This is a genomic window from Pseudobacteriovorax antillogorgiicola, from assembly GCF_900177345.1.
GTDB lineage: Bacteria > Bdellovibrionota_B > Oligoflexia > Oligoflexales > Oligoflexaceae > Pseudobacteriovorax > Pseudobacteriovorax antillogorgiicola.
On record NZ_FWZT01000005.1, the window covers coordinates 165,535 to 179,541 of the forward strand.

Here is a 14,007-nt window from a genome sequence, read left to right on the forward strand (position 1 = left end):
CCTGAGTAGGCCTTTTATATTTTTGTCGTAACAATTTATTTTAGGCCTTTCCTTTAGAGCCTAATTGCTACTCATCGATAGATATCGATCCATACTTCCTTCTTCCTATCAGACGTAATAGAATTGTCCGAGCTATCGCTAAACCATGCTCGTGAGGTCTGCAAAGATGCTAGCTAGGCTCGTGGTCCTGATGGCTATCGCCTCCAGGCCTGCCTTAGGCGGGGAAATAGACGTAGATGACCTGCTAGCTTTGCCCCTAGAGGAAGTACTGAATCTACGCATCACGCCCCGGAAGGTAGAAGAAAGCGTCCAAAATAGCAGTCTTTCAGTCACTGCTATTGGTCCTCATCAACTCGATCTATTCCAGCTAGATGATATTCAAGACTTGGGCCCTCATATCCCTGGGCTTGTGCTGGGACTTTCGGGCTACGACCAAAGACCTTCCATGCGAGGCGCACGCTCCCGGCAGATCAATCACAATGATGTGTCAACGCCCATATATATTGACGGTATCTACCGTCCTCGCCACGCACAAGCATCACTGCCCTTCTTTGACCTAGCTCAGATCGAAGTGCTCCGAGGCCCCCAAGGAACTCTCTATGGCAGAAACTCCTTTGGTGGCGCGATTAATGTATTTTCTCACCCAGCTGAAAAAATTTCAGAAGTAAAGACATCAATCCGAATGGGGAGCTACCAAAGGCAACGCTACACTCTCATTGTTAATCAAGCTCTTAGTGAGACCGTTCAAGTTAGAGCATCACTACTATCGGATCAACACACCCCATACGTAGAAAATAACTACAATTCCTCTGCTGGATACAAGGACAAGGATTCGCTGTACGGCCGAGCAAAGTTAGCTTGGCAATTGAACTCTAAGCTAGATTTCGAACTGCAAGTCAGTCAATGGAACGAGGCCAGCAATGGCAACGGCGCTTATGGCTATCGACTCATCGGCACTCCATTGAACCCTAGCACTGGTCTTAGCAACGGTTCCTTTCCTGTCGCTCCAAGGATTGGCACAGATACAAGCTGTAGTGGAACTTGTGGAAGGTTCGGTGCAGGAGCCGATGATGCTGCAACCCCGGTACCTGAGGACGTCTTTACTGTCAGCAACAACTTAGTGCCAAGACAAGAAATCACGGAACAAGCTTTCCTGCTCAAGTCTCAATACCAAACGGGTGATCTTCAAGTTCGTCTTCTCCTTGGCCAGGTAGAATTTGACGATCGTCGAAGAGCTGACTCCGACTTCTCACCCTATGAATCATTTGAAGAGGGCTATCGGTTAATATCTAGCTCTCAGTCCGCAGAACTTCAGATAATTCTCAAAAGCTGGAATGGCCTTTCTCTCGTGATCGGCAGTTACCTTTTCCAAGAGGATCTAGACTATACCTTTATCTTTAAAAATCTATATCCGCAGGTCGACAATCGGGCCGACACCAACCAAACACCCTTGAATGAATACCCCAGCTGGCTCGATACAAACAGAGTGGAAACTAGCTCTCAAGCCTACTTCACTCATATTAAGCAGGCGCTAACAGAAAAGCTACATTTGATCCTAGGAGCTCGTCACACCGAAGATTCTCGCCGCTGGAGTGCTCGGGGCATCAACCCTAATGACCTTACTAAGCTCGACTTTGATATTCCTCTCTTTGATGGACGCTCAAAGACGTTTTCGAACTTCAGCTATAAAGGTGGACTCGATATTACCATATCCCCAAATCTGCTATTTTATGGGTTTTACTCCACGGGATTTCTAGCAGGTAATACCAATCTGAGATTCTCTGCTCCTACATCATACGATTCTCAGAAGGCTAAGAGCATTGAGTTGGGCTCCAAGTTTCTAAGTTCCCGTAGGAATCTACGCTTAAACTTGTCGCTATACGAAAATCAGTTTGAGGATCTTTTAGCTACCGGAATTGATGATCTAGATGGAGTCGCATTTACTGTTGAAAAGAATGCAGGAAGCATCAAAGCCCAAGGTTTGGAGGTTGAACTGGATTATCACCTGACCCCAAGGCTCAGCTTAGGTTTTCGTGGCGAATGGGCTCGCACTACATACCAAGACTTTATAGTGGGAAACGGCTTCGAAGAAGGTGGGGAAACTATAAATGGCCAGGATAATCTGTTGCGCCTAGACGGGTTGCAAGTGGCTTTTTCCCCAAGCAGAACCGCAACCATCCTTGCCACTGGCCATTTTGATGCTCCCTGGGGTGGTAAGCTGAGCCCTGCAGTCCTTCTCTATCTATCCAGTGAGTATCGAGTCACTGATGAAGACTACCTTTTCGCCAAACAAGCTGCCTACCATACGACTGAAGTCAATGGTCGCTGGACCAGCCTCAACCATCGTTTTTCCATTTCAGTGTTCGTCAAGAACCTAGGCAACGCTGAGGTTCTAAACTATGGCAATCGATTCGGTGGAAATGTAGCGGGTACTGGCTACCAAGATCCTCAAACATGGGGAGTTGAGCTAAGCGCTAAATACTGATAGGAAGTTTTAAGATCTTAGTTCCGACATGTTCAACGCCAAGTGACTTTCGGGTAGTCGAATATGAAATCCGAATCGGTTATTAGCCTCAAACTCTGGCGGCTCCAGAAATTCGATCTCGCAATGCCCCCCCTTATCTTCCACCATATGTTTGATAGCTGACATACCAACACCACGACCAGATATTTCCGTGATGTTGTGACGACTTGACGAGAAACCATCGATGAATATTAGGTTCGCAACCTTTACTGGGTCGTCTAAATCAGGGGTTGCATAGCCTTGATCGATTGCTGTTTCTAAGACATCGTTCAAGTTGAGCCCTTTGCCATCATCTTGATACCTAATCTCTAAGCCATCACCATCTCTTCGGACACTGAGGCTTAAGCTCCCTTGAGGCAACTTATCTTTAGCCACGCGAGCATCTGGATCTTCAATCCCATGATCCATGGAGTTACGAACGATATGGCTAAACACCGATTGAATCAACATGCTTGTTTCTTCGTCTACCCAAATAGCTTCAAATTCGGTCTCAATATCAGGCATTGGTTTATTGAGACTAGCGGCAAGCTTTTTCACTTGGGTCCAAATCGGCTGAAATACTGCCTCTATCTCATCGAAATAGGCCCGTCGAAACTCATAGAAAAGCGAGCGATACCGATCTCTCACCACATCAGGTATTGATTGAAACATCTCTAGAGCAGTTTCGATCGATTTTTTAGAAAATATTGCGGAACGCTCTTTCCTACGACCTAGGACTTCATAATTGATAGCTGCATATTCGTTATATGCCGACTCGACCAAGGCAAAATCCTTTCGAAGTTTCTCCCCATCCCAGAGGCTGGGATCTTGTCGCAATTTAGCGCAGTAGCTCTCTGCTTCGTGAAGACTCTCCAATAGTTTTGTCAAGTCAAACTCCCTAGCCGAAGCCTTCATCGTATGATAATTCATAAAAATCGTTCTAAGAGACTCCTCTCTAAATTCTTCCACTGTTTCTATAAGCAACTTATTTTCCTGCAAGAAACTGGCACTCTTGGTAAAAAAGGAGTGACACCGATCTGTAGAGACTTGGAGAAGCTTTCCGATCACTTTCAACTCATGCTTTTGCTCCTCACTTTGTTCTTGAAGAGCTTTTAAGCTTGTCACATCTCTTGCTACGACCATGACTCTTTCAACAAGACCGTGACTTTCAACAATCGCTTGCCAATTCAATTCAATAATTTTGCCATTGAGCGTCATCTCCCGAGGAAGGTGATCCTCATTGACCTCAAAATTAAATGCCAGTTCGCCCAATGAGTTTATGAGAACACCTTCTAGAACCTGCACTTGGTCGGCATTCAAGTTACTCGGCCTAAAAATTGTCTCAATTACGTTTCGTTGTTCGAGAGTCTCTAAGCCAACAATATCTATTAGAAACCGAGAGTAGTACTTTTCTATTGTAAGATCAGGAAGAATCGTAAAAATCCCTTGTTCGATATGCCTCATAACCGAAGCAATATGTCTGGTTTTCATCTCCACTTGATTTTCTACTTCATGAAACGCCTTTTGTAGATTGACGTTGAGCTGCTGAATCTTGTTGCGATCTTGCTTTTCTCTCTGATTGATCTTATCCCCCAGAGCCAAAGACAGTAGGATCACTTCAGCTGCGGAACCAATCGTTACAGCATTGTCAACAATAAACCCCTCTGGTAGAAAACCAAGATTCTTCATCCCTCGCAGAAAGACTCCAAGTAAGAACGATGTAAAGGCGATTCCAAAAAATAGTGACGATCGGCTTCTATGATAAATCCCGACAGAAAACACATAGATGATGAGAAAGGCATCGAACATCACTAGAATATTGCCAAACATCACTGTCGGACCGTACGGTAATATCAATGATCCCAATGACAGACCTACCGAGAGACTAGTCATGCCATGAATTACTCGATGCGTCCGCGGCATGTTCTTCTTTGTTTCTAAGTAGCTCTGGACAAATAGATTAAGAAAGGTATTCACATTGCCAAGAAAGAAGCAGATACTAACATTACCCCACCACGGGTTATCAGGCCAAAGATGCTGTAGAGCAAAGCCCGTCATTGCCATCTGAAGGAGGGCGTAGTTGCTAATATAGGCCACATAAAGAATATAGGAACGATTTTTAAAACTAATAAATAGAAAGAAGTTATAGAGAACCATAACGGTAACGATGCCATAGTAGATTCCCCAGCCCAGGATTTCTTTTTCAAGACGCTCGATATACCCATTATGTCTGGCGAGTTCTATGGGAATTTGAACCGTATCACCTTGCATTCGAAGATAGATCGTCCTTACTTCATCCTGCTCCAACTCAAAGGGGATCACAAAGTTCCTGCTTTCAATGGGACGATCAGCAAATGGTAGATGGTCTCCCATGTGAAGCTCTCGCTTTAATTCGTCACTTCGAAAATCAAATAATGTGATTTGGTTCTGAAGGGGGTAGAGGATCGATAGCAATACTTTGTCTTTTTCTGAGCTAAAGTTTTTCAATCGGAACCTCACCCAGTAGGCCACTTGAGTGAAGCCAAAGTTTGGCGACCCTTCCTGGTGCACCGTCCAAGCATCAGGGGCTAACGCTAGCACGTCTTTCAGTTCCAATTGCCCCTTCGGATCAGCATAAATATCGAGTCCGCGATCAACCCGCACCAGGTCCACATGACTTTGCAAGCCAAAGGTCTCCAGGCAATAGACATGACCTGAAGCAATGACACTAAAAGAGACTACTATTAATCGAAACAGAATCGTGTAGGCCATAGAGCAACCAAGCCAGGTCAAGGGTAAGTGCAGGATAAAGAGTAAGACGAACTAAGGTTTCAAAAATCGTTTTAACGATGCAATAAAGCCACTTTCAGATTTGGTTTTGAAAAGCAGCTCCAGCTCACCTTCATCCAAGAAGATTCCACCACAAGTTTGACAGCGATCGATAAGCACATGATAGAGAGATTCCACCGCCATAACTTTAGAGCAGTTCGGACACTTGCGGACTTTCTCGTGACGCAAGATCCCTCGGGACTTTTCAATATCAAGCTTTTTCTGCTCAACGTACTTATGTATATCAGACCAAAAAATATCCTTATCTAAGTCTGAAGATCCAGGTTGCTTTGCCATAAGTGTCTCTCTCTAGCCAGGTTAGATGTGAAGCCTTCGAAATTATAGCACTTGAAATCCTATCTTACGATAGGGCTGGCAAGCTGTAACAATAAAGCCTAAGTATGACCTAGTAAGATTAAGTATTTTAGCCCCTTACCTGTAATTTCCTTGATCTAGAATCACCACAGTGATAACGCTTATCAATATCAAAAACTTAGAGAGGACAACGTTATGTGGAACGTCCGCACGGGAACCCTTGCGTCTTTAGGCCTATTATTAACTGCTCAAGGCTCAGCCTCGACCAGCCTAAGCCCAGTCGATTTTGCTCAGGCTCGGCAAGAAATTATGAACTTCGCCGGATGTTATCAGGTAGAGTATACCTATAAAGAGTACGAGGCACTTGTTGATGATTACAAACTGAAACCAAGTAAAACCACATATGCCTACGAGTGGATTGTGGCAGATGATCGTGGTGAAGTGATTGACCTGCAACATATCCTGACCATGAAGGACTTTGCCCTGAAACACTGGCGCCAGCGCTGGCAGTATGAATCCCCTTCGGTATTAACCTATCAAGGTGAGCAAACCTGGACAAAATCAGCGAATAAAAAGATTGGCACTTGGACGCAGAAAGTTTTCCAAGTAGACGACAGCCCTCGCTATGAGTGCAGTAGCGCCTGGTATTGGGATGATGACGGCCCCTTTTGGCAGTGTGAAGCCGCGGCTCCACTTCCTAGGCGAGATGCGACGACAAGAGACGACTATCAAATCATGATCCGTAACAACCTTCACCGCAATACGAACGAAGGCTGGATTCACGGTCAAGATAATACCAAACTGGTGGTAGATGAAAAGGATAGTTATCCCCTTGTGAAAGAAAGAGGACTAAATAGCTACAAAAAAGTTGATCCGAGTTTTTGTCAATCTGCGCAAGACTACTGGTCCGAGTTCAGCCTATACTGGAACATTGTTGTAGACGTTTGGGACGATGTTTACTCTGAGGCAGAAACAATTCAGATTCAAGGTCCAACACCATTATGGCAAGAGATCTTCCAAATGGTGGAACGAGCTAAGAACCAAAAACAAAGTCTCGATGCCTTCGAGAATGACTTCAACGAGCTGATTCGCTCGCGAATTTAAGTGTACTTGTCGCTAGCTTCCTTGTCGGAGGCGGCGACAGATATCAAGCATGGACTTTCGTCACAGCGATCATAGGTAAGTTGAGAAGGTGTCGATCAAGCCATTTTTCAGTGACACAGCTATGACCACCTTGCCCCCAGCCCAGGCCCCAGCTATTGGCAACCACATAGCAATAACGACCTTCATGAGCGAGGTGTTCTGGCAGCTCCAGGTAGCCGACAATGTTGATCGCATGGCCTTTGCCGTGCTGATCGAGACCGCCTCCTTCATTGAGCCGGGCAAGATCGATCACGGGTCTTTGACCATAGAAGTTGGGGCTCAAACGCACGGCGGCGATCACGGGTTGATCCTTGTCTAGGACTTCAGGCAAGTCTCCCACACTATAGAAGGAGTCGTAATCAGCTACCCTAGCAACACCTTTTTGAAAGCAGCCGGACGGCAAGGGCACTTGGGTTTCGTTCCCCCTTTGAGCTTCGATCTTATAGGGACACTGAGCCTCGCTTGGAAGATCCAAACGACTTTGCTGTTGGGAATGATCTAACGCTGGAACCGCCCAGCTACCACGCTTGCTGCAAGGCTTATCCTGACAGTCAGGCTTGGCAGCCCAATACACATACTGCTCTGAAATGTCATACTCTTGACCTTGCTGCCTTAAGAGAATCTCCACAGCCCGTGCTGTCGCAAAAGCTGAACAGGTAGGGCGAGCACCCTGATGACGAATGGGTAGATCACGGGCACCGCGAATCATCTTGTAAGTGTAGCGCGCCTTACTGGGCTTGTTGCTACTCTCGCGCTGGACTTTTTTGGGTGCCAACGACTGATAGTCGACCAGGTTCTTTTTAAAGGTTACTCGATCACGATCGAATTTCGAATGATAGCTTTTCCAATAATCGAATGTTTCTTGGTGCTGGCGTTTCATACTCTGTAAAGTAGCCATATACCGGCTCTTCATAGAATCTGCTGTTGCCTTGTACTGCTGACGGTCTGCCCTAGCCTTTTCTTTGAAGCGAGATAACATCTCTTCTTGTACCGATGCTCCCGACTCCTGAGCCTTAGGCTGATCTGGAGCAGCACTTGCTGGCAAAGGACCTAGCACCTTTTCATAGTACTTCTGGTCAAGATTAGTGGCACCTGAGTTCTGGGTCAGATCCTCAAGAATTGCTATCAGTAATGGCGGCAGCTTTTTTTCTGCCCGAGCTGAGACTGACAAGAAAACAAGGAGAGCGCAACAAAACCTCATCGTACGATCTCCAATTGCGAGCGAGCAAGCTGCACCGCATCCTTTTCTGTATTACCGAATCCTGTCGCCGAGATCTCATGTGTAAAAATCACAACGCCCTCAAGCACTCCTTGTAGATTGCAAGAGATCTCTACAAACTGTTGATCAAGCTGTTCAGATCGAGCAAAGACAGTTTTCCGACAGCTAGCCTTTAAGTTTGCTTCGCTTTTCTGTTCACTAACGGAATAGCCTTCTTTTTGGATTATATCCTTAAGATCAGCTTTCAAGTCTAGTGCCAGATCATCTTCGGGGAGGAACTTTAGTCGCTTGTTACCGATCAACTGTTGAACCTCAGCCGAAAGCTGGTCGATGGCTTTTAGGTCTAAGGCATTGCAGCTTCCCAGATTTAAACAAAGGAAAAAATTACTCTTGAGCAGGGGTCCGTTTTCAGTGATATCAGCCTGTGCAGCAACCGCACTGATGATTTTATCTTTTCTAGAAGCTGCGTTTTTAATGGTATCAAGGTGCTGAAGCAGCTTTTCCGAATGGAGCCTAACCTTACTTCGAATAGACTTCAGTAGCTGGCCTTTATTGATCTTAACTACTGTTTGAAACTTGCCACCATCGTTACAGCTTTTAACCACCCGTGCCTCTGTGAGGTTCTCGGAAACCACTGATTCGGCATTGGACTGAAAATCAACTGATAGTCTGTCTTCGACGACCCGACTTGAAGAGTTTACTTGAACTCGAATTTGTTTTGCTAGATCAACCCGCGCAACATCAACAGCAACTGGTTGGATCGTCGATTCTCCATAACCCCAAAAAAAGGATTGATCCCTAGTTTTTTGATTGAAGAACTGAAGACAGGTGTCTTCTCCTTGAGCCAAAGGGCTCCAAAGCATGCTGGCCGCAGCAATAACGGGAAATAGTGTGCGCATCATCAGCGACTCCAGGTTATCAAGGGGACTCGCCCCTTATGACTTATAGGTTGTCGATAAAATCTTTCTGCGCATCCAAAAGCTTTTGCCGGATTTCAGCATTGCCTTTTTGCTTCGGGCTGGTAGCATCGCGCAGCTGCTTAGCGAGCAGGGCTTCCTTCACTGCAATCGAAGCAGCACAGCGGATTTTCAAAACGCGACTGCCAGCCGTATCTGACTGCTCACGGATCTCATAGTAACGCTGCTTCACACTTGCTCCAGATATTGCACCTTGGCTAAGGAACGCTGTAATCGATTCAAATGCTGGATCGTCGGCAGCTGAAGCCTCGTCAAGCTGACCTGAAGTCGTGATGTTTTCCTTAATATAGCGGAGCATTTGTGTCTTCGCATCGAGAGCCGCCGCCTTCATACATGCTTCTGGCCGGCTGTCGCCACTCATGGTCATGATATTCGCAAAATAGACGAGCTTGCCATCTTTCCACATCACCTTAGCCCCTGTTGCCCAGTCAGGCGTATCTTCCATGCCCGCCATTCGCTCGATCACCCGGGATGCACGAAACTCAGGAGCCCCTTCTTCGGGAGTAGAAGAACAGCTAGACAACATGCAAACTCCAAGGCAGAGGGCAAGAACACTTCTCATGAAAAACTCCTTCAATGAATCAATAAAAATGCCACTAGACGAGATTCGCCAAAGACTGATCAGGTATAGTCCAAGTGAGACCTGGATTTATTGCAAGTGTACCTCGAAACTTTTTTTCTTTCATTACCCGGATGAGAGAGATATCAGGGTTTTTTGACCAGACAACAAGAAGCCTTGTGGCTTCCCCTGTGGGCCCGATCATGCTGGGAAAAATCTGCCTAGCCTGCATACTTTCCTATATGAAAACAAATACTTACTTTTTACTCAAACTTGCCCCAAGGCTTATTCCTCAATGCCTAAGCGAATTTAGTTATTTTTAATGGAGTGACAATTCTACAGATTTAGACAGTAAGACTAATGAGTTAAAGTTGATGCCGGAAATGAGTCACATTTTTTTAAGAGCGACCGAACCCATGGTGTCTCCCATTTTATAATAGTGGAAGAATGGGAGGAATACGGATGGAATCTTTTAAAACTTTTACATTACACTGGGACAAAATGTCCTCTAGCATCAAGTATCAGGTGCTAAGCGTTCGCTGCCGTGCTTACCAAAAGGTGGGAAAGTTCTCTAGTGAGAAACGCCCCATGGATGTAGTCGATGTATTTGACCGTCAGTCAAGTTTTCCTATGGTGCTCTATAAGGGTCGTGTCGTCGCTACCATGCGAATTATTAATCACAGGGGAGACCAGTGCCTTGAGCATGACTTTGCTGGCCCAAAGCTACGTGCTCTCGTATCACAACCGTGCCTTGAAATCACCCGCGTATGTGTCGACCCAGACTTTTCGCGACTGGGGCTGACCAACTTACTCTTTCAGGAGGCCGCACAAGCCATTGTCGACTTGGCGTTTCAAAGTAAAAAATTCACAGTGATCGGCTCTTGTACTGAAGAACTCATACCGTTTTATCAGAAGGTGGGCTGCGAGCTTATAGGCTTGGAGTACACCCATCCTGAACTCGGCAACCGCCCTCATCATATTTTCATTGCTGACACGAAAAAACTGATGATGGGTCATATGAATTTTTTCGTATTTGCCGCCGTTGCCGCTAAGGCTGCCCTGCGTGCAAAGCAACTCCATGGCTACCGAAAGATCTGCCCAAAGCTTAACCTAGCACTGCTTGCTCACTATCCCTTGCTCTTTAGCCTAAGGTTACGATCCCTAATAGCTCTAAAGATCAGACAGTGGCGCCGCCTTACGAAGGCCTTGCCACACCGGAGGCAGGCCCGGCTTGCGTTGGGCCAATCATAGCAAGCAGTTCAAAAAGTAAGCAAATTGCGTCGCCTTGGTGAACATTGTATTCTGTTACCAGGGCGATTGACATTTTTTTGGGAGCCAGTGTTTTGAGACGGTTAATCCTTTTAACAGGTCTTACCTGCTTTTTGCTAGGCGCTAGTGGTGACAATCCTGCTCCAGTTGCAAAGCCAACTACTGCACGGCCGAGTCAAGCAAAGGCAGGGCTTGAAGAGGTTCAAGCTCTAGTCGATGCTGGCAAGTATAAGCTCGCCATCCGAAAAGGCTTAAAAATTGGAAAAAAAGCAAAGGATGCCAAGGCATATAACCTTGTGGGGTACTCATACCGCCAGCTCGGACGCTACAAAAAGGCCATCAAAGCCTACAAAATCGCCTTAAGGATCGATCCAACCTTATCCATCGCAAAAGAATATTTGGCAATCGCCTATTTGAAGCAAGGTGACGCGAAGCAAGCAAAGAAGATCTATAAAGTCCTAAAAAGCGAAAACCCAAAGCTAGCAAAAATGGTCAAATTTGAAGCGGAAAAATTGGGAATAAGCCTTTGACGAGAATTGCTGCTTTGCTCGTTATTAGCATTACTTCAATTGAAGTCCTTGCCAATCACTCCTGTAAATTGATCCCAAGTTTCCCGAGCCGAACACCAGTACCATTTTCATGTGAGGACCTTCCTCAGGCTGAGCAATTATCCTGCCAGCGAGGCCAATCGCGGTTTTTCGACAGTAAAATATCTCCAAAAGGGGTAAAAAGCTGTGCTAGCTGCCACCAAGCTTCATTGGGCTTTCGGGGTGAAGCACCGCCTGGAACCCCTAAGATTCCATCTCTTCTTGATATCGGGCGGCGCGCAGGTCCATTTTTCTGGAATGGCCGTGCTAGCACCTTAGCTTCAGCCATTTTCTGGCCTTTATATCATCCCAATGAGATCGATGGGAACCCTGATCATTTCAAACTGTTCGGTGGCTCCACCCAGCTAGTTCAGGACTTAAGCAGATACCTTTCAACGTTGAACACCGCAGATGCTCCTTGGGACGCATATCAACATGGTGATTGTACATCCCTCGATAGTCGATCCATCCAAGGTTTTTTTGAAATATCTGAAGCGGGCTGCCTGAGTTGCCATAACCCTCCTGAGTTTTCAGGAGGGCTTCACAAAATATTCTATCGCAATCTACCAAACGACCTTTTCCAAGAGAGTGAGCCTCGGTATCTTGTGGATCTAGATCTACATCAGAAAGCCAAACCTATTGTAAGCTTATGGAGCGTCGCTCCAAGCTTGCGCAACCTTTCATTTGAAGGCCAGTCTTTTGGTCGTTTCGGCCAGCACTATCAGCTGGAATCATTCATTCATTATCATCTGTGGCAGGTATCAGCAAAGGGAGCTACCAACGTTCCAGATATTGTATTTTTTCTGATGAACAGCCTTCAATCCCGGCCTGAGCTCGGCAAAGCAGGTCATCAACGCAGCCTATGGTTGGACGTGGAGCATGTTTTCCAAAACATACCTTCTCAAAGAATCATCACATTCTCAAAAACTCGTCACATGATTCGTTAATTCGTAAGTAATTCGCCAAATCCCACTACCCTTACCTTTTCGTAACTGTCTTAAAACAATCTACTTTCTAAAGATTCTTATCAATTCGAAAAAATGTCTAATCCTGATCACATCATTTCGCGATGGGAATATTAGCACTCAGCACTGGTTTGCTTTAGAGATTTGGAGACATTTTATGAACGCAAAGTTAATCTTGCGAGTATTTCTCGTTATCCATTGGTTTCTTAACCCTGACCTTCTCCTAGCGGAAACCAAAGAAACCTGCCAATTCCACAATCACTGGCCTGATCAGTCTTCCAGCATTGACACCTTCTACGTAACTCCAGAGGTTTTATACCTTCGGCAAGGACCCGGCAAGGGCGCCCGGATTAAAGACTTCTTGGCACGCAATCAAAAAATCACAAAAATGGCTACTCCTCTCGTAGAGGCACCATCAGGCTACTGGATGGAAGTCATTGTCAAGTCCCCGCAAGGACAGCAAGTGGGCTGGGTTTTGTCTGACTTTCTATCCCGAGACCCTATGGCTTCCACAAGATTGAAGCAGCAATTTGCAAAAGTGGATTTTTCCTTGCAAGACAAAGTCTGTGAGTTTGCTCAAAACCCAAGGCGGAACGTTAAGGGCATCTACCTAACAATGTATTCATCCTATGGTCACCGATTCGATAAATACCTGAAGCTAGCTAGAGATACAGAGATTAATAGCTTCGTGGTTGATGTTAAAGACGAGCGTGGCAAAATCTTATTTAAGAGTAAAACGGTTAGCCAAAGACATCCCAAACAGGCTAAGAAAAACCTATATGAGACTCTCGACAAGCTTAGTGCAAAAACGAAGGCAGACAATATTTATTTGATAGGCAAACTCGTCGTATTCAAAGATGATTCGTACGCTCGTACATTTCCTGAGTCTGCTATCAGAAACGATGCAGGACAGTTATTTGAGGACCGTGATGGCCTTGCTTGGGTCAGTCCTCATAACAGACAGTACTGGAACTACATGGTCGGCATCGCAGAGGAGATGGCTCTTCAAGGAGTCCAAGAAATTCAGTTTGACTACGTTCGGTTTCCAGACACTAGCAAAAGCCTCCATTACCCCGATCGCCAAAGTGAAGGGCGCGTCGAAGCGATTCAAGGCTTTCTAAGTTATGCCTATCAGCGTCTGAAACCCTATGGAGTTTATATCAGCGCGGATGTGTTTGGTCTGGTTCCCAACACATCCGGTGACCTCTACATAGGCCAGCATTGGGAGGCCCTAAGCAATGTTGTCGATTATATCTCTCCTATGATGTATCCCAGCCACTATGCTCGCGGATTTCGTGGTCTAAAGAGTCCAGACAATGCTCCTTACAAGACCATCTATTACTCCGCCCGTGATGCTGTGAAGCGCAATCAAAATATACCGAGTCCCGCTACTATACGACCGTGGATTCAGGGGTTTACAGCTACTTGGCTCAGCGATCATCTAAGCTATGGCCCTCAAGAACTCAAAGAGCAGGTGGATGCCTTAGCAGAGTTGGGAGTCCATGAGTATTTGATTTGGAACCCAAAGAATCGATACGACGCGATCCTCAACCCCGTCCAACAGGTGGCAGAGGTCGAACCCATGGCAGCCGAAACTCCATCGGGCTCAAAACTCTAGACCACTCGAACGGCTTAGTGCTTGATAATGATGGAGAAAGATAA

The 14,007-nt window shown here is 45.9% G+C and carries 11 protein-coding genes; 6 read left to right on the forward strand and 5 right to left on the reverse strand.

Annotated features, from left to right (window positions below; all coding sequences use genetic code 11):
- Positions 1–151 precede the first annotated feature (151 nt).
- On the forward strand, positions 152–2,485 hold the full coding sequence (locus B9N89_RS08550) for a TonB-dependent receptor (protein ID WP_159455242.1): 2,334 nt from the start codon (positions 152–154) through the stop codon (positions 2,483–2,485).
- 9 nt (positions 2,486–2,494) lie between these two features.
- Here B9N89_RS08550 and B9N89_RS08555 read toward each other — a convergent pair whose 3' ends face one another.
- Positions 2,495–5,254: a 7TM diverse intracellular signaling domain-containing protein gene (locus B9N89_RS08555; protein ID WP_132317381.1), complete on the reverse strand. Its 2,760-nt coding sequence runs from the start codon at positions 5,252–5,254 to the stop codon at positions 2,495–2,497.
- A 51-nt stretch (positions 5,255–5,305) separates the two neighbouring features.
- Entirely contained in the window at positions 5,306–5,608 is a 303-nt protein-coding gene (locus tag B9N89_RS08560) for a TFIIB-type zinc ribbon-containing protein (protein WP_132317379.1), read from the reverse strand.
- Between the two features lie 213 nt (positions 5,609–5,821).
- Here B9N89_RS08560 and B9N89_RS08565 point away from each other — a divergent pair, with 213 nt between their 5' ends.
- Positions 5,822–6,730, forward strand: a complete 909-nt coding sequence (locus tag B9N89_RS08565; protein ID WP_132317377.1) for a DUF6607 family protein — start codon at positions 5,822–5,824, stop codon at positions 6,728–6,730.
- Between the two features lie 43 nt (positions 6,731–6,773).
- On the opposite strand, the gene B9N89_RS08570 is transcribed toward B9N89_RS08565, so the two are convergent.
- The 3 genes from B9N89_RS08570 to B9N89_RS08580 are packed head-to-tail and all read right to left on the reverse strand — an operon-like array spanning position 6,774 to position 9,527.
- On the reverse strand, positions 6,774–7,970 hold the full coding sequence (locus B9N89_RS08570) for a C1 family peptidase (RefSeq protein ID WP_132317375.1): 1,197 nt from the start codon (positions 7,968–7,970) through the stop codon (positions 6,774–6,776).
- Entirely contained in the window at positions 7,967–8,890 is a 924-nt protein-coding gene (locus tag B9N89_RS08575; RefSeq protein ID WP_132317373.1) for a hypothetical protein, read from the reverse strand. The genes B9N89_RS08570 and B9N89_RS08575 overlap by 4 nt, the downstream gene beginning before the upstream one ends.
- A gap of 40 nt (positions 8,891–8,930) precedes the next feature.
- A complete protein-coding gene (locus B9N89_RS08580) occupies positions 8,931–9,527 on the reverse strand; it encodes a hypothetical protein (protein WP_132317371.1) in 597 nt (198 codons plus the stop codon).
- Between the two features lie 459 nt (positions 9,528–9,986).
- Between B9N89_RS08580 and B9N89_RS08585 the strand changes: the two genes are divergently transcribed.
- The 4 genes from B9N89_RS08585 to B9N89_RS08600 all read left to right on the forward strand — a co-directional run bounded on the left by B9N89_RS08585 (position 9,987) and on the right by B9N89_RS08600 (position 13,963).
- The gene (locus B9N89_RS08585; RefSeq protein ID WP_159455243.1) at positions 9,987–10,775 is read left to right on the forward strand and encodes a GNAT family N-acetyltransferase; all 789 of its coding nucleotides are present in this window, start codon (positions 9,987–9,989) and stop codon (positions 10,773–10,775) included.
- 92 nt (positions 10,776–10,867) lie between these two features.
- On the forward strand, positions 10,868–11,323 hold the full coding sequence (locus B9N89_RS08590; RefSeq protein ID WP_159455244.1) for a tetratricopeptide repeat protein: 456 nt from the start codon (positions 10,868–10,870) through the stop codon (positions 11,321–11,323).
- Positions 11,320–12,327 (forward strand): cytochrome c peroxidase, encoded by a 1,008-nt coding sequence (locus tag B9N89_RS08595; RefSeq protein WP_159455245.1) that lies wholly within the window; start codon positions 11,320–11,322, stop codon positions 12,325–12,327. Before B9N89_RS08590 ends, B9N89_RS08595 begins: the two co-directional genes overlap by 4 nt.
- 175 nt (positions 12,328–12,502) lie before the next feature.
- The gene (locus tag B9N89_RS08600) at positions 12,503–13,963 is read left to right on the forward strand and encodes a putative glycoside hydrolase (RefSeq protein ID WP_132317363.1); all 1,461 of its coding nucleotides are present in this window, start codon (positions 12,503–12,505) and stop codon (positions 13,961–13,963) included.
- Positions 13,964–14,007: the final 44 nt, after the last annotated feature.

What these genes read in the sequence shown, in the direction of transcription:
- B9N89_RS08585 (WP_159455243.1), top strand. Translation starts at nt 9,987, where the DNA reads ATGGAATCTTTTAAAACTTTTACATTACACTGGGACAAAATGTCCTCT.
- B9N89_RS08600 (WP_132317363.1), top strand. Translation starts at nt 12,503, where the DNA reads ATGAACGCAAAGTTAATCTTGCGAGTATTTCTCGTTATCCATTGGTTT.
- B9N89_RS08565 (WP_132317377.1), top strand. Translation starts at nt 5,822, where the DNA reads ATGTGGAACGTCCGCACGGGAACCCTTGCGTCTTTAGGCCTATTATTA.
- B9N89_RS08555 (WP_132317381.1), bottom strand. Translation starts at nt 5,254, where the DNA reads ATGGCCTACACGATTCTGTTTCGATTAATAGTAGTCTCTTTTAGTGTC.
- B9N89_RS08575 (WP_132317373.1), bottom strand. Translation starts at nt 8,890, where the DNA reads ATGATGCGCACACTATTTCCCGTTATTGCTGCGGCCAGCATGCTTTGG.
- B9N89_RS08570 (WP_132317375.1), bottom strand. Translation starts at nt 7,970, where the DNA reads ATGAGGTTTTGTTGCGCTCTCCTTGTTTTCTTGTCAGTCTCAGCTCGG.
- B9N89_RS08560 (WP_132317379.1), bottom strand. Translation starts at nt 5,608, where the DNA reads ATGGCAAAGCAACCTGGATCTTCAGACTTAGATAAGGATATTTTTTGG.
- B9N89_RS08580 (WP_132317371.1), bottom strand. Translation starts at nt 9,527, where the DNA reads ATGAGAAGTGTTCTTGCCCTCTGCCTTGGAGTTTGCATGTTGTCTAGC.